20 protein-coding genes are annotated in these 21,335 nt (G+C 58.7%); 8 read left to right on the forward strand and 12 right to left on the reverse strand.

All coding sequences use genetic code 11. The features are described 5' to 3' along the window. Window positions 1-25: 25 nt before the first annotated feature. Window positions 26-1,057: an L-glyceraldehyde 3-phosphate reductase gene (mgrA, locus tag ACXYMP_RS15090; protein WP_298566245.1), complete on the reverse strand. Its 1,032-nt coding sequence runs from the start codon at window positions 1,055-1,057 to the stop codon at window positions 26-28. A 74-nt stretch (window positions 1,058-1,131) separates the two neighbouring features. Between mgrA and ettA the strand changes: the two genes are divergently transcribed. Further along, window positions 1,132-2,787: an energy-dependent translational throttle protein EttA gene (gene ettA / locus ACXYMP_RS15095; protein WP_458907299.1), complete on the forward strand. Its 1,656-nt coding sequence runs from the start codon at window positions 1,132-1,134 to the stop codon at window positions 2,785-2,787. 697 nt (window positions 2,788-3,484) lie between these two features. Here the strand turns inward: ettA and ACXYMP_RS15100 are convergent. The 8 genes from ACXYMP_RS15100 to ACXYMP_RS15135 form a co-directional block, all read right to left on the reverse strand. Further along, the gene (locus tag ACXYMP_RS15100; protein ID WP_458907301.1) at window positions 3,485-3,874 is read right to left on the reverse strand and encodes an acyl-CoA thioesterase; all 390 of its coding nucleotides are present in this window, start codon (window positions 3,872-3,874) and stop codon (window positions 3,485-3,487) included. Between the two features lie 72 nt (window positions 3,875-3,946). Continuing rightward, the gene (gene hpaR, locus ACXYMP_RS15105; RefSeq protein WP_298566239.1) at window positions 3,947-4,372 is read right to left on the reverse strand and encodes a homoprotocatechuate degradation operon regulator HpaR; all 426 of its coding nucleotides are present in this window, start codon (window positions 4,370-4,372) and stop codon (window positions 3,947-3,949) included. Continuing rightward, complete coding sequence (locus ACXYMP_RS15110; RefSeq protein ID WP_458907303.1) at window positions 4,369-4,767, reverse strand: 5-carboxymethyl-2-hydroxymuconate Delta-isomerase; 399 nt, start codon at window positions 4,765-4,767, stop codon at window positions 4,369-4,371. Before ACXYMP_RS15110 ends, hpaR begins: the two co-directional genes overlap by 4 nt. A 74-nt stretch (window positions 4,768-4,841) precedes the next feature. After that, entirely contained in the window at window positions 4,842-6,074 is a 1,233-nt protein-coding gene (locus ACXYMP_RS15115) for a Tm-1-like ATP-binding domain-containing protein (protein ID WP_458907305.1), read from the reverse strand. Beyond that, on the reverse strand, window positions 6,071-7,537 hold the full coding sequence (locus ACXYMP_RS15120) for an aldehyde dehydrogenase (protein WP_458907374.1): 1,467 nt from the start codon (window positions 7,535-7,537) through the stop codon (window positions 6,071-6,073). Before ACXYMP_RS15120 ends, ACXYMP_RS15115 begins: the two co-directional genes overlap by 4 nt. Next, window positions 7,420-9,060 carry a tripartite tricarboxylate transporter permease gene (locus tag ACXYMP_RS15125; RefSeq protein WP_458907307.1) on the reverse strand — a complete coding sequence of 547 codons (1,641 nt, stop codon included), beginning with the start codon at window positions 9,058-9,060 and terminating at the stop codon, window positions 7,420-7,422. The genes ACXYMP_RS15120 and ACXYMP_RS15125 overlap by 118 nt, the downstream gene beginning before the upstream one ends. A gap of 7 nt (window positions 9,061-9,067) precedes the next feature. After that, window positions 9,068-9,757 carry a tripartite tricarboxylate transporter TctB family protein gene (locus ACXYMP_RS15130; protein ID WP_248363742.1) on the reverse strand — a complete coding sequence of 230 codons (690 nt, stop codon included), beginning with the start codon at window positions 9,755-9,757 and terminating at the stop codon, window positions 9,068-9,070. Window positions 9,758-9,812: 55 nt separating this feature from the next. Further along, window positions 9,813-10,754 (reverse strand): tripartite tricarboxylate transporter substrate-binding protein, encoded by a 942-nt coding sequence (locus tag ACXYMP_RS15135; protein ID WP_458907310.1) that lies wholly within the window; start codon window positions 10,752-10,754, stop codon window positions 9,813-9,815. A gap of 170 nt (window positions 10,755-10,924) precedes the next feature. On the opposite strand from ACXYMP_RS15135, the gene ACXYMP_RS15140 reads away from it, so the two are divergent. Next, complete coding sequence (locus tag ACXYMP_RS15140; RefSeq protein WP_458907312.1) at window positions 10,925-11,725, forward strand: IclR family transcriptional regulator; 801 nt, start codon at window positions 10,925-10,927, stop codon at window positions 11,723-11,725. A gap of 1 nt (window position 11,726) precedes the next feature. After that, window positions 11,727-13,079, forward strand: coding sequence for an aminotransferase class III-fold pyridoxal phosphate-dependent enzyme (locus tag ACXYMP_RS15145; protein WP_458907314.1), 1,353 nt, complete (start codon window positions 11,727-11,729; stop codon window positions 13,077-13,079). Between the two features lie 50 nt (window positions 13,080-13,129). On the opposite strand, the gene ACXYMP_RS15150 is transcribed toward ACXYMP_RS15145, so the two are convergent. The 3 genes from ACXYMP_RS15150 to ACXYMP_RS15160 all read right to left on the reverse strand — a co-directional run bounded on the left by ACXYMP_RS15150 (window position 13,130) and on the right by ACXYMP_RS15160 (window position 16,166). Then, window positions 13,130-13,498, reverse strand: coding sequence for a VOC family protein (locus tag ACXYMP_RS15150; RefSeq protein WP_298566223.1), 369 nt, complete (start codon window positions 13,496-13,498; stop codon window positions 13,130-13,132). Window positions 13,499-13,569: 71 nt separating this feature from the next. Beyond that, entirely contained in the window at window positions 13,570-14,859 is a 1,290-nt protein-coding gene (locus tag ACXYMP_RS15155; RefSeq protein ID WP_458907317.1) for a type I glutamate--ammonia ligase, read from the reverse strand. Window positions 14,860-14,906: 47 nt separating this feature from the next. Beyond that, a complete protein-coding gene (locus ACXYMP_RS15160; RefSeq protein WP_298566219.1) occupies window positions 14,907-16,166 on the reverse strand; it encodes a cytochrome P450 in 1,260 nt (419 codons plus the stop codon). Window positions 16,167-16,253: 87 nt separating this feature from the next. Here ACXYMP_RS15160 and ACXYMP_RS15165 point away from each other — a divergent pair, with 87 nt between their 5' ends. The 5 genes from ACXYMP_RS15165 (at window position 16,254) to pdxR (ending at window position 21,265) form a co-directional block, all read left to right on the forward strand. After that, window positions 16,254-16,961: a type 1 glutamine amidotransferase gene (locus tag ACXYMP_RS15165; RefSeq protein ID WP_458907319.1), complete on the forward strand. Its 708-nt coding sequence runs from the start codon at window positions 16,254-16,256 to the stop codon at window positions 16,959-16,961. Window positions 16,962-17,255: 294 nt separating this feature from the next. Continuing rightward, complete coding sequence (locus ACXYMP_RS15170) at window positions 17,256-18,653, forward strand: aminotransferase family protein (protein WP_298566779.1); 1,398 nt, start codon at window positions 17,256-17,258, stop codon at window positions 18,651-18,653. Between the two features lie 84 nt (window positions 18,654-18,737). Then, window positions 18,738-19,328, forward strand: coding sequence for a GNAT family N-acetyltransferase (locus ACXYMP_RS15175; RefSeq protein ID WP_458907321.1), 591 nt, complete (start codon window positions 18,738-18,740; stop codon window positions 19,326-19,328). Between the two features lie 110 nt (window positions 19,329-19,438). Beyond that, window positions 19,439-19,732 (forward strand): hypothetical protein, encoded by a 294-nt coding sequence (locus ACXYMP_RS15180; RefSeq protein ID WP_458907323.1) that lies wholly within the window; start codon window positions 19,439-19,441, stop codon window positions 19,730-19,732. Window positions 19,733-19,786: 54 nt separating this feature from the next. Then, window positions 19,787-21,265: a MocR-like pyridoxine biosynthesis transcription factor PdxR gene (gene pdxR, locus ACXYMP_RS15185; protein ID WP_298566211.1), complete on the forward strand. Its 1,479-nt coding sequence runs from the start codon at window positions 19,787-19,789 to the stop codon at window positions 21,263-21,265. Window positions 21,266-21,335 lie beyond the last annotated feature (70 nt).

Genomic DNA, 21,335 nt, shown 5'->3' on the forward strand with positions numbered 1-21,335 from the left:
CGGCCTGTTTCGCGTGTCGCCTGCCCTAGTCCGTCTCGGACGAGGCGGCCCACAGGTTTGCAGTCTCTTCGCTGATACAGGCGTCAATTTCGGCCAGCTCGTCTTTGGTGAACGCCAGATTGTGAACGGCGCCCGCACAATCAAGAACCTGTTCAGGCCGCGACGCACCGATCAGGGCCGTCGTAATCCCGCCATCACGCAAGACCCATGCGATCGCCATTTGCGCCAGCGTCTGCCCGCGACGCTCTGCAATACCCGCCAGCGCACGAAGGCTTTTCACCACATTGTCGGACACCAGCGATGGGGCCAAAGATTTGCCCTGACTGGCGCGGCTGTCCTTGGGAATGCCCTTCAGGTATTTGCCCGTCAGCAAGCCCTGCGCCAGCGGTGTGAACGCGATGGACCCGACGCCCAATTCGGCCAGTGTATCCTTCAACCCATCCCGCTCGACCCAGCGGTTCAGCATATTGTAGCTGGGTTGGTGGATCAGGCAGGGCGTGCCCAGATCATTCAGGATCGCCACCGCCTCGCGCGTGCGCTGACTGTTATAGCTGGAAATCCCGACATACAGCGCCCGCCCTGACCGCACGATGTGATCCAACGCGCCCATGGTTTCCTCAAGCGGTGTGTCAGGGTCAAACCGGTGGCTGTAGAAGATATCGACGTAATCAACGCCCATCCGCTTCAGGCTTTGATCGCACGAGGCAATCAGATATTTGCGGCTGCCCCATTCACCATAGGGCCCCGGCCACATGTCGTAGCCGGCTTTGGAGCTGATGATCAACTCGTCACGGAAGCCCACAAAATCCGTCCGCAAAATCTCGCCAAATGCTTCCTCCGCACTGCCAGCGGGCGGGCCATAATTGTTGGCCAAATCGAAATGCGTGATCCCGTTGTCGAACGCCGCGCGGCAAATCGCTTGCTTGTTTGAATGTGGAAAGTCATGCCCGAAATTGTGCCACAGCCCCAAGCTGACCGCAGGCAGTTTCAGACCCGACGCCCCGCAACGCCGATATTCCATCTTTTCATAGCGATCTTCAGCCGGATGGTAGGTCATGAAAGCTCCTTCGGGTTGCCCTGCCCCCTTTGTCTGGCTAAGACAACCGGAAGTCAAACGCGAGGACACATCCCATGGCCGCTTATCAATACGTTTACCACATGGACGGGGTTTCCAAGACCTATCCCGGTGGCAAGAAATGCTTCGAGAACATCCGTCTGAGCTTCCTGCCCGGCGTGAAAATCGGTGTGGTCGGCGTGAACGGCACCGGTAAATCGACGCTGATGCGGATCATGGCGGGGATCGACAAGGATTTCCAGGGCGAAGCGTGGGCCGCCGAGGGCGCCAAGGTTGGCTACCTACCACAGGAACCGGAACTGGACGCATCGCTGGACGTGCGCGGCAACGTCATGAAAGGCGTGGCTGATAAGAAGGCGATCCTCGAACGCTATAACGAACTGGCCATGAACTACTCGGACGAAACCGCCGAGGAAATGGCCAAGCTGCAGGATGAAATCGACGCCCAGAACCTCTGGGATCTGGACGCGCAAATCGACGTGTCGATGGAGGCCCTGCGCTGCCCCCCCGATGACGCCGACGTCACCAAGCTGTCAGGCGGTGAAAAGCGCCGTGTGGCCCTGTGCAAGCTGCTGCTTGAAGCTCCCGACATGCTGCTGCTCGACGAGCCGACCAACCACCTGGACGCCGAAACCATCGCGTGGCTGCAACAACACCTGATCGACTACAAAGGCACCATCCTGATCGTCACTCACGACCGTTACTTCCTGGATGACATCACCAGCTGGATTTTGGAACTCGATCGCGGCAGTGGCATCCCCTACGAAGGCAACTATTCCGCTTGGCTGGAACAGAAGGCCAAGCGGCTGTCGCAGGAAGCGCGCGAAGACAAATCCAAGCAAAAAACGCTGGAGCGAGAGCTGGAATGGATGCGTCAGGGCGCGAAGGCCCGGCAGGCGAAATCCAAAGCCCGGATCAACGCCTATAACGAAATGGCAGGCCAGTCTGAACGTGACCGCGTGGGCCGCGCACAGATCGTCATTCCGAACGGGCCGCGTTTGGGGTCCAAGGTGATCGAGGTCGACGGCCTGAAAAAACACATGGGCGATAAACTGTTGATCGAGGATCTGTCCTTCAGCGTCCCCCCCGGCGGCATCGTCGGCGTGATCGGCCCCAACGGCGCCGGTAAATCGACCCTGTTCAAGATGATCACCGGGGAAGAGACACCCGACGACGGCACCATCGAAATCGGCGACACCGTGAAACTGTCCTATGTCGACCAGTCCCGCGATGATCTGAACGCGAACGAAACCGTGTGGGAAGCGATCTCTGGCGGGGCCGAGCTGATCGAACTGGGTGATGCGCAAGTCAATTCAAGGGCTTATTGCTCATCCTTCAACTTCAAGGGCGGCGATCAGCAGAAAAAGCTGAACCTGCTGTCGGGCGGTGAACGCAACCGCGTCCACATGGCGCGCCTGTTGAAAGAGGGCGGCAACGTCCTGCTGCTCGATGAGCCCACCAACGACCTCGACGTGGAAACCCTGCGCGCCCTCGAAGACGCGCTGGTGGACTTCGCCGGCTGCGCCATCGTCATCTCCCACGACCGCTTCTTCCTTGACCGTATCTGTACCCACATCCTTGCCTTCGAAGGCGAAGCGCATGTGGAATGGTTCGAAGGCAACTTCGAGGATTACGAAGAGGACAAGAAGCGCAGGCTGGGGCCGGATGCACTGGAGCCCAAGCGGTTGAAGCATAAGAAGTTTACGAGATGAACAAACGGCCCCGATTAAGGGGCCGTTTTTCATCGGCGCGAGGCAGTGGATTTGACTTCAAATCCGCGTTCGCGCTTGTTTGCTATTGAAGCTCGACGCGGAAGTTCTTATATTGTTCTAGCCCATGGAGGCCGACGAGGTCGGCTGTAGGGAAGGTGCGCCACTCCTTCGGGAACAAGGTTAAACCTGCCCACGATCTGGGAAGTGCTTAGCGGCGCTAAGTCGAGTAGCCTAGCGGTGAAAGGCGAAGGACGTCCGAGGCAACTCTGCGAGTGATTCAACGAGCAATGCTAGCGGGTCGCGCTCCGCTCGAGCAGCCAATCGGCCGAACGGTTGCTCAAACTGCTAGCAAGGGCAGTATAATCCACTGAGTGTTCTTTAACGCTCGTGCGCATGGGCATCGCTAAGGACAATTCCAATGCGATTTTCATACAAGATAGAGGGGCGAGTGTCATATGGTGACGTTGTTGGAACCATTGCGCTCTTGCTGACAATCATCGGCTTGTTCGTTTGAACGTCGGGCGGTCTTCGGATCGCCCTTCTTCTTTGGTACACAAGGACAGCGCCTGACCTCTAGGCGGGCGTGAAGCGCCCTCCCGTGGGGAGGGTCATCTCTCGGTGATTGCAAGCAATCACCTGCCGATCAGCGGGGCGCTGTCCGGTCTATCGACCGGACGGGGCATTGCAGTTTGGGGCGCTACCCCTTCTCCACCGCCACCGGCAGCCCCTTGTCATCCAACGCCACAAACACAAACACCCCTTCGGTGACCTTCTGGCGCTCGCCAAGACGATCGCGGTTGACCCAGGCTTCAAGCTCAATCGCCATCGACGTGGTGCCGACCCGTCCAACCCGGCCATAGACGCACAGCACGTCGCCCACTTTCACCGGTTGGATGAACTTCATTGCATTCACCGCAACCGTGGCAACGCGGCCTTGTGCGCGTTCGCCAGCGATGATGCCGCCTGCGATGTCCATCTGGCTCAGCACCCAGCCACCGAAGATGTCCCCGGACACGTTGGTATCCTTGGGCATCGCCAGTGTTCGCAGGATAATGTCGCCTTCGGGCGCGGTGTGTTGGTCGCTCATGGGAACCTCGTTCTAATCTAACCTTTCCCATGGGTAAGCCGCGCACTGTCACGACGCAAGCGCATTGCAGCGTCAGGAGGCTTCGGCCACCGCGTAAAGCTCGTTCAGCAGGTCCAGCAGCGTTTCCATCTTCTCGTGCCCGAACCGGTTTTCAAGATCCTCATAGATCTTCGCGGCCTTGCCCGACATTTGCGTGTATTTCGCACAACCCGCAGGCGCGATCTGCACCTTTCGACGGCGGCCGTCGCTGTCGTTCACCCGCTCAATCAGCCCACGTTCCGTCAGGTTTTTCAGGATGCGACTCAGGCTTGGCGGCATCAGCACGCAGCGTTCCGCTAGTTCGGTCGCACAGCAGGCTTTGCCCTCGGCCAGCACCCGGATCACCCGCCATTGCTGCACGGTCAGGTCGATCTGGTCCAGCTCGTGGCGGAAGGGCTTCAGGGTTGCTTCACGCGCGTGAAGCAGCGCGATGGGAAGGGCGCGTTCAAGTTTTCTCATTCCAAGTCCTTTTCGCGGAGGGCCGCGTGGATCGTGCTCCAGCTTTTGCGGCTGAAGCGGGTTTCAATGTCCTGAACCTCAAGGCTAAGAATGAAGGGCGTATCGCCCATCTGTGGGCGCAGAGCAGCCTCAACTGCCGCATATAGCTGGTCGGCGATGGCGTCGCGCGTCGCCTCGTCCCGACCCTGTCCAAGCCTTAGGATCATATCAAGGAAGTGGTACCCGCCTGCCCCGTCGCCGATGGCGTCAACGTCCGCTTCGAACCCACGCACGCGGATGCCGCCGATGGGGCACTGCCCCGTGGCGGCCAGTGCGGCGCGCATGGTCTCGGCCAGCGCTGGCAAATCTGCCTGCTGGCCCAGCCCGTGGCTGCATTCGAAAGACAGGTGCGGCATGGTCACTCCTTAACACTGGCAGTAAACACCGCGCGCTTGGGAAACGCAATTCATTGTAGGTGCAACAAGTTGCCTCATGCCTTGACGATGCCTGCCGCGACCCATCCATCGAATTCGGTCAACACGCGGTCTGAAAACGCCGGGTCATTGATATGGGCGTCCAATTCCAGAAGGGTCACGTTGTCCGGGCATTGGGTGCGGATTTCATCAATGAAGGCCGCCAGCCCATCGGCATCATGCAGCGGTCCACCTTCACGGTCCCATTCGTTGCCACCCTTCAAAGGCAGGAGCAGCGTCACAGGCCCCTTCGCGTCGGAAAGCTGGGCACACATGGCCCGCGCCATCTCACGGCGCTGATCCGGCGACATCACCACCGACGATAGAAGGCGGTTATGAGCGTGGACCTCTTGCCCGGCGAGCTTCGATGGCACCTCTTGCCAGCCAATGAAATCCACCAGATCATAGCACCCGATGGACACCATCTGAGGCGTGCCAGACGCCCCCGCGCCAGTCATCCGATCCGGCCCCGCCGAAATTGTCGACCCCATGATATGATTGCCCAGTTCCTGCGGGGCAAAGTCCAGAACGGCGGCAAACGCCCCGTTTTTGGCAAGACACTCAAATGCCCGCCCACCCATACCAGTGGCGTGGAAAACCGCGACCTCAAACCCGCGTTCTTCCAGCGCAGGCTTCAGGCTGACCATGTAACGAAGGACCGTTTTTCCAAAGCTGGTCATGCCGATCAGTGGCTTGGAGAAGTCAGGTTTTTCAACCGCACGCGCCGCGCCCAACACGGCCCCCGCCGCCTGCGACAGCGAGGCCTTACAGATCGAGTTCAGCCCATAAAGCCCACCTGCCCACAGGATCATCTGCACATCAGCCGGAAGGCGTTCTGGCGGGATCAAGGGCGAGAAGCTGACGGTCGAGACCACGTATTTCGGCACCCCGATCGGCAGTGCCTGACACAAGTCCAGCGCCGCATCGGTGCCCATCGTGCCGCCTAACACAATCAGCCCATCAAACACACCTTCGCGATAGAGCCTCAATGCCAGCGCCGCCGACCCTTGCGCCATGATCTGCATGGCAGTGTTTTCATCCCCGCTGTCGATGGCGGCCTGTATCGTCGACCCACCAGCCTGGGCCACGTCATGCTTTGAATAGTCGCACGGCGCGTTGGGGTCGCCCAGGACCGAGATGTCCATCGTCCTGACCGCACCGCCCTGCCCACGGATCACGTCCGCGATGTAATTCAGCTCGTCATCCTTGGTGTCATAGGTCCCGACGACCAGAATTGTCTTATCGCTCATAGCTGCATCCAGGCTGTCTTAAGGTCGAAATACTTGTCGAACGCGTGCATTGATTTGTCATGCCCATTGCCGGATTGCTTGACGCCACCCAACGGCACCGTGCCGTCCGCACCGCCATAGGTGTTCACATGCACCACGCCCGCCTGAATGTCGCGCACCATTCTGTGCGCACGGCTTAGGTTCGACGTCCAAACCCCTGCGGCCAAACCGAAATTTGTAGAATTAGCTATTTGCACGGCCTCTTCATCGGTCTTGAAGGGGGTCACGGCAAGGACCGGGCCAAATACCTCGTTCTGGGCCACATGATGCTGTGGCTGAACGCCAGTCAGCACGGTCGGTTCCATATAATATCCGCCGGTGTCCTCAAGCACACGCGACCCGCCCAGCGCGACATGCGCGCCTTCTTCCTGCGCACGGGTGACAAAACCCAGATTGCCCTCAAGCTGGGTCAAGTTATTCACCGCACCGATATTGGTGGTCAGGTCCAATGGGTCACCAACCTTCATGGCCGCGGCGTGTCGGGATACAGCTTCAACGAATTCATCATGCACGCTTTCCTCGACCAGCAATCGCGAGCCCGCGACGCAGACCTGACCGGCATTGCGGAAGATCCCAGCGGCAGACATTTTCGCCGCCATCTCGAGGTCAGGCGCATCAGAGAAGACCACGTTCGGCGATTTGCCCCCAAGTTCCAGATAGCAGCGTTTCAGGTTTGACCGCGCCGAGTACTCCAGCAACCTGCGCCCAACCCCGCCCGAGCCTGTAAAGACCAGCACATCCATATCCATCGACATGGCCAGCGCTTCACCGGTGATGGATCCTTTGCCGGTCACGACGTTCAGAACGCCATCAGGCAAGCCCGCTTCGGACGCCAGTTCCGCGAGCTTGAGCAAACTCAGCGAAGCGGTTTCGGCAGGTTTCAACACAACCGAGTTGCCTGCCGCCAGTGCAGGGGCCAGCTTCCATGCCCCAATCATCAATGGGAAGTTCCACGGCACAATGGCGCCGACAACGCCCACAGGCTCCTTGTGCACAAGCCCCAACACGTTGCCCGCCGTCGGAGCAATCTCGCCGTAAACCTTATCCAGAGCTTCGGCGTAATACCGAAACGTGCCAGCGGCTGATCCGGGTTCCGCCTTCAACGCCATTCCAACCTCGGTCCCGTTGTCACGGACACCAAGAACCGCCAGTTCCAGCGCATGGGCCTCGATCAGATCGGCCAGCTTGTGCAGCACCTTCTTTCGATGCGCAGGCGCAGCCCTGCTCCACCGCCCGTCGTCAAACGCGCGCCGTGCAGCGGCCACCGCCCGATCTACATCCAGTGCGGACGCACGGATGATCGTCGTCAGCGTCGATCCGTCAATCGGCGAGAGAACGTCTTGCGTTTCCCCCGAACCTTCTTCCCACGCTCCGTCAATATAAAGGTTCTGCGGCGCGACAGGATGGCTGCGAAGCTCGTTGATGCGTGACTGGTCTGCCATTCGTCCGTCTTTCTTTCCTTGTGGTCCAGCCAGACCCGGCGAAAATGCAGGATCAAAACCAGAATAATCATTGTAAACAGGATCGCCGCAATCGGGCGATCAATGAAGTCGAGCGGGGTTTTCACCCGCGCCATGGCGCTGCGCAGTTTCACTTCCATGATGCCGCCAAGAACCATACCAAGCACGATAGGCACGACGGGCAGTTGCATCCGTTTCATAATGAAGCCGAAGATACCAAAAGCCGCCGCCAGAATGCAGTCGGTGAACGAGTTGCGCAGACTATAAACCCCCACGAAGCTGAGGATCAGAATGCAGACGCCAAGAAACCGATTGGGGATTTTCACAACCTTGATCAACTGGTTGGTGGCGACAAGCAAGAAGATCACCACCAGCACATTCAAGATCAAAAGCGCGAGGTAGAGCGCGACGACGAAGTCCATCTCGTTTTGGAACAGTTGCGGTCCGGGGATCACGTTGTGGACGTAAAAGACCGACAGCATCATCGCCGTCAGCGCCTCGCCCGGGATGCCCAACGCGAGCAGCGGCACCATGGCGGCCGCAGGCACGGCGTTGTTGGCGGTTTCGGCCGCGATCAGCCCCTCGCTTGATCCATGGCCGAAATCTTCGGGACGTTTCGAGGATTTCTGCGCATAGGTGTAGGACATGAACTGCGCGGTAAATTCGCCCACGCCGGGGATCATCCCCATGATCACGCCAAAGCCTCCGGACACACCGGCGATGCGCGGATGGCGGGCAAGCTCTCGGAACCCCTGAAAAAAACTGCCTTTCAGCTTGGTCAGGCGAACTTTTTCGTCGTCACCATGCAGCAGCGTGAAGGCTTGGCTCAAGGCAAACAACCCCAATACGACGACGATTAGGTTCACGCCGCCCGACAGCCAGCTTTGGTCAAACGTATAGCGCTTGGAATAGCTGGCTGAATGCAGCCCGATCGTGTTCAGCCAAATGCCAAAACACGCCATGGCGGCGGCTATCAACGTGTGTTTGCGGTGCGCTGTCACCACAAGAATGATGCCCAACAGCGCGGCCAAAAAGATTTCCCGGCTGCCAAACATCGGGGCGACTTTCGCCAATACCGGCGCGAAAAAGATCAGGCACATTACCGAGAAAACGCCACCGAAAAACGACGAACTGTAGGCCAGCGACAACGCGCGGCGCGCCTCGCCCCGTGTGGTCATCGGAAAGCCGTCATAGGTGGTCAGCGCATTGACCGCCGTGCCCGGGGTGTTGATCAAGATCGCCGGGATCGACCCGCCATACATCGAACTTCCATAGATACCCAGCAGCACCGTCAGCCCAACAATCGGGTCCATCGAAAAGGTCGCGGGCAGCAAGATCGCAATGGCAACCGCTGGTCCCACGCCGGGGATCGCGCCGATGATCACGCCGCCAACCGACCCGACCAAAAGCGCCAGCACCACGTCCCAGCGCGCCAGATAATTTGAACTGGCCTGAACCTGTGCAAGGAAGTCGAAAATCAGATCCATCGGCCCCTCAGAAATTCAGGATGAAGAAAGAGCGCAGCGCGCCGGGCAAATACTCATACAGCGCGCTGCCGGGGATTTTCACTTGCAGGAAGCTTTTGAAAACCAGCACGACGGCGATGGCGAACAGAACCGCGCTTATCATCATGATGCGGTCGCGGTAGCCCACCCGCCATGTCAAGAGCAACGTGAAGGCGACAGTCACCGGCAGATACCCGATGATCGGCACCAAAAGGACATAGGCCAGAAACCAACCCGCCCATTCAACCACGGACGCCCAGACCTTCGCCTCGCGCCGGTCGGTCCAGTGTTGGTACAGCCACGTCACGCGAATGGTCGCCACCAGAAACACATAGGGTGCGGCCTTGATCGGCCCCAGCCACAGAGATAGGGCAAGCGCCAGCACACCCCAGAACAGGCTTTCCGCCCATTGTAGCCAGTCCGCCTCACGCATCCAGCGCGGCAGACGTCGCGGTTTGCGAGGTAGATGCCAGAAATGCAGGGCAGTGAATAACACCATGCCACCCACGCCAATGGCGGGCCAGAACCGGGGCTGGGCAAAGAAATCTTTGCCATCCAGCCACTTGGTCTGGCTGCCCAAGGCCGCGATCAACAACGTCGCGCAGATCAGGAACAAGGCTGCGAACAGCACTTGGCCGCGCTGCGGTCGGTCCGGATGTTCGGAAATGTCGTCGCTCATGCCTGCCCCTCATCGGAAAACAGGGCCAGACGATGCCGGCCCTGCTCAGGGAGTATTATTCGAGGATCTTGCCAATCCGCGCACCGGTTTCCTGATCGGTTGCGATGCGGGCCGCCGAGGCCTCTGCATCCATCCAATAGACCAGCGCGCCGGTTTCCTTGGCGACAGCCTGCGCCCGTTCGCTCATCACGGTTTTCGAGGCAACGGCTGCGATCTTTTCACGCACGTCTGCTGGGGTGTCTTTGGTGACAAACAGACCGTTCCATAGTGCGATGTTCAGGCTTTCATCCAATTCGCCGATGGTCGGCACGTCGGGGATAAGGCTGATACGCTCGTCGGTCACAGCCATCAGAACCTTTACGCTGTCAAGGCAGGGCAGGATCAACTGCAACGTGGTGTTGATGACGTCCGCATCGCCGGACGCCAGCGTATTGCAATCCAGCGCGTCGAAGGCCGCATCCGATCCCCAGCTAAATTCAGCATTGATCGCATAGGCTTTCGTCACCTGCGTCGGGGTCAGAACGTCGCCGAAATGGCCCAGCGCCACGTCGTTTTCCTTGGCATAGGCCGCAAGCTCTTCCATCGAGCTATAGGGCGCGTCCATGCTGGTCGCGATCACAAACGGGTAAGTCAGGAAAATGCCAATCGGGTCGAACTTGGCCGGGGTCAGTTCGTCGATGCCGATCTCGTGGCCGATCACCGGCACGGCGGGGACGAAACTGCCGATGGTGTAACCATCCGCCGGGGCGGTTGCCACGTCGATCGCGCCGGGGAACGGACCACCACCGCCGCCGGGTTTGTTCACCACAGCCGCCGACACGCCGTATTCGGCCTGAAAGTCTTCGGCGATCATCCGGGTCAGCACGTCTTCCAGGTCGCCCGGAGGCCACGGCACGATGAAACTGACAGGCTTTTCTGGGTATTCGGCCAGCGCCGGGCCAGCAAGTGCAGCAGCGGTCAGCGCGACGGCCCCCGCAAGGATGGATTTGGTTTTCATGACGATCTCCCTGTTACGTCGTGTTCGCAAGTGTCGGTTCATTATTTGAACCTTTGGTTTAAATTTATATTGACAGAGCCGGGTCAATCCTGTCAACAAAACAATGAACATGCGAAGTAATTTTGCGGGTCGCGCCTGATCTTGTGCCCCGTAAGAACATGGGATCACCAATGGGGACACCATCCAAAGCCCTGTCATTGCTGAATTATTTCAGCCGCGCCACCCCTCAGATCGGGCTAAGCGATCTTGCACGCCTTTCTGCAATTAATAAGGCCACGGTGTATCGGTTGCTGGGTGAGCTCGCCGCGCATGGATTCGTCGAACAGGTCGGAACCGGCCGTGAATACCGCCTTGGCCCCGCCTTTCTCCGTCTTGCAGCACTGCGCGAAAAGCACGTGCCCATGCGCGATGTTGCGCTGAATCAGTTGACAGACCTCAGCGACGCGACGGGCGAAACCGCGCATATGTCGCTGTTGAATGGCGAGGTGCTGTCAAACCTCGCTTATGCTTATTCCAACCGCCACGGCACGATGGTGATGATGGACGACGCCGAAGTGTTGGAGCTTCATTCCACGGGTTCGGGACTGGCCGTGCTGGCCTATTCACCGCAATCCTTTGTCGACGAAACCCTGTCGCGCCCGCTGAAAGCCCGCACATCCCAAACCATCACCGATCCCGACGACATCCGCGCTTTACTCCCGTCGATCCGAGCCGAGGGCATCGCTACATCCTCTGGTGGATTTGAGGAAGATGTGATCTCGCACGCCGTGCCGATCTTTAACGCTAGGTCATACTGTATTGGCGCGATGGCTGTGGCCGCGCCGGTGTCGCGGATGACGGACCCGCTGCGCATGATGATCCGAGACAAGTTGATGGCCCATGCCCGCCATACAACCCGCATTCTGGGTGGCTTTCCACCTGACACTTTCCCAACTTACGAGTCGCAGATGACGCTGCAGAAAGAGGCTTGAAATGAAAGATTCCAACTTTCTGAAAGAAAAAAACGCCCGATCACTTTGGCATCCCATGACGCACCCGGCGGACAGCTTGGCCAATCCGCCCACCATCGTCACCGGGGCGCAAGGTGTTCGGATTACAGATGTCGACGGGCATGAAGTGGTCGACGGTGTCGGCGGCCTGTGGAATGTGAACCTTGGTTTTTCTTGCCAACCAATCAAGGACGCAATCACCGCCCAATTGGACCAACTGCCCTATTATTCGACCTTCCGGGGCACCACGAATGACAAGGTGATCGAGCTGTCCGAGATGCTGCGCGATTTTTTCGCGCCCGACGGGCTGACGCGCGCGTTCTATACCTCGGGCGGGTCGGACAGCATAGAAACCGCGCTGCGGCTTTCGCGCCAGTTTCATAAAATCAGGGGCGAACAGGGACGCACCAAGTTCCTGAGCCTGAAGAAAGGCTATCACGGCACCCATATGGGCGGCGCCTCGGTGAACGGAAACGCCAATTTCCGCACCCAGTATGAACCTCTTCTGCCGGGCTGCTTTCACATCCCCGCCCCCTATACCTATCGCAACCCGTTCAACGAAACCGACCCGGAAAAACTAGCGCAGCTTTGCCTGCAAGCGTTGCAGGACGAGATCGCTTTCCAAGGCGCAGGCACCATCGCAGCGTTCATCATGGAGCCGATCCTTGGCGCAGGCGGTGTCATCCCACCGCATGAAAGCTTCATGCCGGGCGTGCGCGAGATTTGCACCAAACACGGCATACTGCTGATTGCAGACGAGGTTATCACCGCCTTTGGCCGCACCGGCGGCTGGAGCGGCAGCCGCTATTGGGGTGTCCAACCCGATTTCATGTGCACCGCCAAGGCCATCACCAACGGCTATTTCCCATTTGGCGCGGTGATGATCGCCGACCACGTGGTGGAGACGTTTGAGAAAGACACGACAGGCAAGGCCGCCATTGGCCACGGCTATACCTATTCTGGTCATCCGGTCGGGGCCGCCGCTGCCATCGCGTGCCTGCAGGAAACCCTGCGTTTGAAGGTCAACGAAAACGCCGCTGCACGCGGGGCCGAGTTGTTTGCCGGACTGCAAAAGATTGGCTCGGCCAATGATATCGTGGGCGACGTGCGCGGCGGGCACGGGTTGATGTGCGCGCTAGAGCTGGTGTCGGACGCCGCCACCAAAGCCCCCATCGACAAGCAGACGGTCAACACCATTCAAGAGGTCACGTATCAGAACGGCGCCATGATCCGCGTGTCCGGCCCGAACATCATTCTATCGCCACCACTGGTGCTGACGGCTGATGATGTGCAAACGATCCTGACCGCATTGGAAGCGGGGTTCGCGGCGGTCTGACCCACGTCGCGCAAATGCAAAAGCCGCCCCGATTTGGGCGGCTTTTCTCATTATCGGTGCTGATCAATCAAAACCGGCACACCGTCGGGGTCGATCACAACAAAACTGGCTGGGCCGTCATCTCCGCCTTGCTCCTGCGTCACTTCCAGCCCCGCTGCTTTCAAGCGCGCTTTGATGTCCCGAACATCTTCAAACGGGTCCACGTTGCCCGCCGATTGATCCCATCCGGGGTTGAAGGTCAACATCGCGCCTTCGAACATGCCGTGAAACAGCCCGATCAGCGTGTCTCCGTTCTTCATAATCAGGTAATTATGCTCTTCGGTTCCGGCATAGGCGGTGAACCCAAGCGCCTCATAAAAGGCGCGGGATTTCGCCAAATCCTTGACGGCAAGACTGACTGAAAATGCCCCAAGCTGCATGATGTGATCCTCCGTTTTGTGCGCCCAGTGTAGCACAAATCGGACGGGCCCCCAGGTCACCTCAATTGAGATTAAACAAAATGCACATAAAAATCCCTAAGCCCGTCGCCTTCCAGATCACGGGTTTTAATGACTTCCTTGCGCTTCATGAAAATGTGGTTGTCGACCAGAAGCCGCCCCACCGCGTCACCCAGCACCTGGTCAGCCTCCAGATCATTCATCGCGCGTTTCAGGTCGACGGCCGTGCCGTCACGCGCGTCGGTGCGATCAAACCCATCGCCCGTTTCTATTGGGCCAAGGTCATAACCCTGCTCCACCCCCAGCAGCGATGCCTGAAGCACAGCCGCGACCGCCGTGTAAGGGTTGGCCGTCGCGTCCGCCATCCGGTGTTCCAGCCGCGTTTTGGCCCCGCCCTCGCCCGAAATGCGCGTGGTGACGTTGCGATGATCCCCGCCCCAGTTGCGCCAATAGCCGGACAGCGAGCCGGGTTGCAGCCGTTGATAGGAATTCGAAGTGGGTGCCACCAAGCCCGACAGCCCCTTGTGGTGATGCATCAGACCCGAAATACAGCCGCGCGCCAGTTCGTTCATGTTATCGGGTCCGCCAACCGGGCCATTGTCCAGCGCATTGCGCCCGTCCTGATCCTGAAAGCTGAAGTTGATATGCATGCCGGACCCACCAGCCTCGGCAATTGGTTTCGGCATGAAGGTCAGGACCAATCCGTGTTCCAACGCGACCTCACGCGCCATCTGGCGGAACAACACGATATCGTCCATCTGCTTCAAGGCTTCATCGAAGGTCAGCGTAAATTCGAACTGCGGGCTGTCATATTCTGCGGTGATCATGTCGACATTGAAGCCCAGATTGTCCGCGCGTTCCCAGATGTCATCGGTGAAGCGGAGAGGGTCCGAAAACGGCCCTGTCCCGTAAACCACCCCGCCCGGCGCGTCATAAGGCACAAGGCGCCCGATTTCGTTGGCCATCAGTGCGTAGCATTCCAGCTCGATCCCGATCATGGGTTTCAGGCCGCGCGCTTCCCACGCGGCAATCGCGCGCTTTAACGCTTGTCGCCCGCACAGCTCAAGCGGTGCACCGTCCTGATCATACAGATCGCCAATCACGATCTGAGTGGAGCTTTCCCAACTGTCGCGGATATCCGCCTCGCGCCAGCGAAGCTCCATATCCGGCAGGCCTTCCTTCATCATTGCGCCGGGGGCGTCCAGCAGGTCTTTGTCGTAATGCACGCCGAAGGTGGACCGGCAGAAGCGCGTATTCCCATCTTCGATCTTGTGGTTGGGCAGGTATTTGCCGCGCAGAATGCTCAGGTGATCGCACCACAGGGCGCGCAATCGGTCTTTCATCTAACCTCCCTGCCCGATCACTTCCGGGCCAACCCCGATTGCCGGGGTTATTTGGCCTGCATCGTGACAGGCAATTCCTTGATCCCACCGACAAAGTTAGACCGCAGGAACTTGTGATCCCCTGCCGGTTCGACCAGTTTGACGCGTTTTGCGAGTTCTTCAAACAAAACCCGCACCTCAAGACGCGCCAAATGCATGCCAAGGCAGACATGCGGCCCGCCTTGCCCGAAGGACATGTGCCGGTTGGGGCTGCGGTGCAGGTCAACGCGGTTCGGGTCGTCGAACACCTCTTCATCGCGGTTTGCCGAAATCCACCAATAGAGCACCTTGTCCCCTTCGTGGATCGTCTTGCCGTGGATTTCATGGTCGCATGTCGCCGTGCGCCGGAAATAAAGCGCGGGCGTGGCCCAGCGGATGATCTCGTCCGGGGCGGTGGCCCAGACATCGCCGCCTTCTTGCATCTGGCCCAGCAGTTCCGGCTGGTGACACATCGCCTGAATACCCGCTGCGATCGAATAACGCGTGGTGTCATTGCCCGCCGCCACCAAAAGGCAGAAGAAATTGCGAAACTCCTGTTCCGGCATGACGTTGCCGTCTTTGTCGGGTTGCAAGATCATCTGAAGCACACCGTCCGTGTCGCCCGCGCGCTCCTTTTTCGCCAAAAGATCGCGGGCATAGTCGAACAATTCGGCGCCCGCCGGGCTGTTAAACGGCATCATCCGGTATTCGTCGGTTTCCATCTTATCAAGCACATGATCGGTGAAATCCGGGTCCGTATTGGCAATCAGCGCATCGCCTTTTTCAACCAGCCAGGGCAGGTCTTCGTCGGGCGTGCCGAGAATTCTGCCCAACATCATCATAGGCAGCAGGCGTGAAATCTCCTTGGTCGCATCAAACGTGCCCATCGCAAGCGCTTTGTCCAAAATTGGCTGGCACAAATCACGGATCTGCTGTTCAAACTCCGACACCACGGGGCGCGAAAATGCCTTGCCCACCTTCATGCGCGTTTTCAAATGCTCGGGCGGGTCGGTTTCCTGAAAGGTGCGTCGCGCCAGATATTCTTCGTAAGACTGGTCCTCCATGCGAATGCCGCGAGCCGAGGACATGACCTGGTAGTTGCGGTTCAGCTCGGTGATGTCCGCGTGGCGCACGATGTTCCAGAAGCCTTTTCCGCCCTCCCAATCTGACCAACTGACCGGATCATCACGGCGCAGGCGGGCAAACGTATTGTGTGGCGGACCATTCACGAAAGTGTCGTGGCTGGACAGATCGGCAAATCCGTCGTCATTGGGGGTCCAGACCGTCATGCGCGCCTCCTTGGCCGTTATGCAGTTGTATGTTGCGCGTCTGAAAATATGTTAGAGAACATGTTAAATATGTAAAGCGGGGAAATCATGCGGATCGCGATCTTGATGACCAACACCGATGAAAGCGCATTTGCACAACGCCATCCAAAAGATGGGCAAAAGTGGCAGACCTTGATTGGGGCAAAGCGCCCTGACTGGAAATTCACGGTGTTCAGCGTGAAGGATGACGAATTTCCGCAATCGCCTTCGGAGTTCGATGGCTGGATCGTAACGGGAAGCCCTGCCTCGGTGCATGACAACGCCGGTTGGATCGTAAAGCTGCTGGACCTGATCCAACGCTTGGAGGACGCACGTGTGCCAATGTTCGGTGCCTGCTTTGGTCATCAGGCTATCGCCATGGCCCTTGGGGGACAGGTTGACCAAAACCCCGATGGGTGGGGGTTCGGCTCGACAGAAGTAGAGGTTTGCAGCCACATGCCATGGCTCGAGGTCAAACGCTTCTGGCAATATGGTGCACATATCGAACAGGTTACCGCCCTGCCAGACGGTGCGCAGGTGGTGTTTCGCCATGCGGGCTGCCCCATCGGTGGGTTCGTGGTCGGCGACCACATCTTCACCACCCAAAACCATCCTGAGATGTCACATGATTTCATCGCCGCGTTGATCGAGGAACTGGCTGATGACAAACCCGCCGCCGTCATAGACGCGGCGCGAAAGTCTCTTCCCAAGTCAGCTGATAACGGCATGTTCGCCGACTGGATTGTCCGCTTTTTCGAACATGATCGCAGCGCGTGAGCGATGTCTCAGCCAAGCGTTGCAAACAGATCCATGACCGCTTTGCAGTCAAGCTGTGCCTGCCGCACCTTTCGCACCCCAGCCTGATTGCCGCGACGACTCCCCAGCTGCAGCGACCCAGGAACCAGGGTGGCAATCACGAGGACAATGCCAAACCACGCTCAATCTGGACATAAAGATAGAAACCACTGGCCCTATTTCTTGCGACCCCAAATGAGGTCATTCTTTTGATCAAGGAATCTCTGTTCTCATGACTGCCGGTCGCAGCGGGAACACCCAGTGACGGAGGATACCATGGACGGCGCGATCAAGGACAACGACATCTCGAAGGTGGTCGAGGCTGACAAGGCTCATGTGTGGCACCACCTGACACAGCATAAACCGTTTGAAACGGTTGACCCCCGGATCATCGTCGAAGGCAAGGGCATGCGCGTTTGGGACCAGAACGGCAAGGAATACCTTGACGCGGTCTCTGGCGGTGTCTGGACTGTCAACGTTGGCTATGGCCGCGAAAGCATCGCCGATGTGGTGCGCGACCAACTGGTTAAGCTGAACTATTTCTCGGGGTCTGCCGGGTCGATCCCCGGGGCCATGTTCTCGGAAAAGCTGATCTCCAAAATGCCAGGCATGACGCGGGTCTATTATACCAACTCGGGCTCTGAAGCGAACGAGAAGGCCTTCAAGATGGTTCGCCAGATCGCGCACAAGCGCTATGGTGGCAAGAAGACCAAAATCCTGTATCGGGACCGCGACTATCACGGTTCGACCCTCGCCGCGATGAGCTGTGGCGGGCAAGACGAGCGCAACGCCCAGTATGGCCCCTTCGCGCCTGATTTCGTGCGGGTGCCGCACTGTATGGAGTACCGCGCGCACGAACAGGGTCTGGCCCATCTTTCCAGCGAGGAATATGGCCAACACGCAGCCGATGCGATCGAACAGGTCATTCTGGCCGAAGGCGCCGACACCGTGGGTGCGCTGTGCTTGGAGCCGGTTACCGCAGGTGGTGGTGTAATCCCCCCTCCGCCCGGGTATTGGGAACGCGTGCAAGAGATTTGCACGAAATACAATGTGCTCCTGCATATCGACGAGGTGGTCTGCGGCGTCGGGCGCACCGGAACGTGGTTTGGGTATCAGCACTACGGCATCAAGCCCGATTTCGTCACCATGGCAAAGGGCGTGGCGTCAGGCTATGCGGCAATTGCCTGTTGTGTGACGACCGAACATGTCTTCGAGATGTTCAAGGACAACAGCGACGATCCGATGAACTATTTCCGCGACATCTCGACCTTTGGCGGCTGCACGGCTGGTCCGGCTGCAGCCCTTGAAAACATGCGCATCATCGAAGACGAGGGGCTGCTTGATAACACCATCCAGATGGGCGACAGGATGCTGGACAACCTGCGCGCCCTGATGGAAAAGCACCGCGTCATTGGTGACGTGCGGGGCAAAGGGCTGTTTCTTGGGGCCGAGCTGGTCACGGACCGGACCACCAAAGACCCCGTTTCCGAGAAAGAGATCGCCGCAGTCGTCGCGGATTGCGGCGCGCAGGGCGTGATCATCGGGGCGATCAACAGGTCTGTTCCGGGGCGCAATAATGCGCTGTGTTTCAGCCCCGCGCTGATCGCGTCGGCGGATGACATCGACCGCATCACCGACACCGTGGACAAGGCGTTGACCAAGGTCTTTGGGTAATCCCACCCAATACCCACCTAGGAAAAGCGGCGTTGGCAAGACGCCGCTTTTTCGCACTCAAATTCATTTCGAAAGGTCCACCAAATGTGGCCTGAGCCTGTTTCCCTCGCGGGCGAACATGTCCGCCTTGAGCCGCTTGATCCGGCCCATGCACCGGACCTGAAAACTGCCAGCGCAGACGGTGCATTGCATCGCCTTTGGTATACGTGGGTGCCCGCGCCCGACGATATGGAGGCCGATATCCAGCGGCGCCTGTCGCTTCAAGCCGCGGGCACGATGCTGCCTTTTACGGTCATGACACCCGATGGCACACCGGTCGGCATGACAACCTATATGAACATCGACGCCGCCAACCGACGGCTCGAAATCGGGTCGACCTGGTATCGCAAGGCTGTGCAGCGCGGCCCCTTGAACACCGAAGCCAAACTTTTGCTTCTGTCACATGCCTTCGACACGCTGGACTGCATCGCGGTTGAGTTTCGAACGCATTTCATGAACCAGCAAAGCCGTACCGCGATCGAACGGCTTGGCGCGAAGCTGGATGGCGTTCTGCGCAGTCACATGCAGGGACCGAACGGCGCCTTGCGCGACACGGCCGTGTATTCGGTCATCGCCGCCGAGTGGCCGACCGTGCGCACCAACCTGACCCACAAGCTGACTGCCCCCCGAGACTAAGCCTGCGAGCACCGTATCACGTGAAGGTGTAAAACCAATTCGCTGGACTTTTCGGTCATTTTGTTCTACTTTTGTTCTATGGCGTTGCGCCAAGGACAGGAGGAACAGTTATGCAACACGCTCATACACGGCCGCCAACCCCCAAACAGGTGGATTTCGCCCGCCACATCGCCGCACGGCTGGGCGCAACTATCCCAAGCGACAAGATCAATGATCGCGCCTCCTTGTCCTCTTGGATCTCGGAGCATCAGTCGCAGCTGAAAACGCGCACCCGTGGTGGCCATGCCACCTCGCGGCAGGTCGAGTTTGCCGAGCGGATCGCGCGTGCCAAACGGCGCGCCATCCCCGATGAATGTTTCCGCGACGCGGGCATGATGTCGGCATGGATTTCGTCCAACCGCTGAGCACTGCGATATATCCAGATTGCATGGCGACTAAGGCCACGCTAGGCTAGTGACATGGCCGCACCCGTCGAAACATTCTTTCTGGATCAAGATGCCCAAGGCACGCTTCAGGCGCAGATTCAGCAAATGATTGCCGAGGCTATTCTGTCCGGTCGCCTGCCGCGCGGCGAAAAGCTTCCATCGACACGAAGATTGTCGGCCCATCTGGGGGTCAGTCGCATCACTGTGACCTTGGCCTATACCGAACTGCAGGCAAATGATTACCTCTCGTCAAAGGGCAGAAGCGGCTTTTATGTCTCTGAAAACGCGCCAGAACCTCCGTCTTTCAAGTTGCGCGCACGCAGCGAAGACACGGTCGACTGGCAGCGCGCCATAGGCACCAGCTTCACCGGGGGCAGTACGCCCCAAAAACCCCTCGATTGGCGCACGAACAAATACCAATTCATCTATGGGCAGGCCGATTCAAATTTGTTTGACCACAATGCGTGGCGGCTTTGTGCTCTGCGCGCACTGGGTCAAAAAGATCATAAGGCCATGATGGGTGACTACTATGATCAAGACGACCCGCAGCTGATCGAATTCATCACCCGTCACATCCTGCCCAGACGAGGCATTCTGGCCCGACCTGAAGAAATCCTGATCACGCTGGGGGCGCAAAACGCGCTTTGGCTATCAGCGCAGGTTCTTCTGACACAGCGTCGCACGGCTGCGATCGAAGACCCGTGCTATTATTCGCTCCGTGACATCCTGATGCAAAGCCGCTGTCATGTCTGCCCGATCCCCGTGGACCGCGACGGCCTACCACCTGACGGTTTGCCCGAAGGCACCGACGTCATCTTTACGACGCCAAGCCATCAAAGCCCGACCACAGCCACTATGCCCATCGAGCGGCGAAAGAACCTGCTAGAACGGGCAAGGGAACTGGACGCAATCGTGGTTGAAGATGACTATGATTTCGAGATGTCGTTCCTCAAGCCCCCTTCCCCCGCCTTGAAATCCCTGGATCGGGAAGGGCGGGTCGTTTATGTCGGCAGCTTTTCAAAATCGCTGTTTCCCGGACTGCGCCTCGGCTTTCTCGTTGGCTCTGAACCCTTCGTTCGCGAGGCGCGCGCGCTTCGATCCGCAGTGCTGCGCCATCCGCCTGGATTGATCCAGCGCACGGTGGCCTATTTCCTTTCCCTTGGTCACTACGACGCCATGGTCAGGCGCATTGGGGCCGCGTATCAAGAGCGACGCGAAGTTATGAACACCGCTATTTCAGAGCAGGGCTTGACCATTGCCGGTCGCGGCGTGTTCGGCGGCTCTGCTTTTTGGATGCAGGCTCCTTTGGGGGTCGACACATCCCTTCTGGCCCAACAGCTTCACACCCAAAGCGTGCTGATCGAACCGGGAGCGCCCTTCTTTGGCACGCCAGACCGACCCGATCATCATTACCGCATCGCCTACAGTTCGATCCCCTCATCGCTGATCCCACAGGGCATAGCGCTGATCGGCGATGCGATCCGCCAAGCGGCGCTCACTGGTGCTAAATAGCCGAAAAAACTGGCCCTATCGGGCACCCGGTCTGCTGCCTAAGAATAAAGTCAACGCCACAGCGCGCCGG

The organism is Aliiroseovarius sp. CAU 1755 (assembly GCF_054482655.1).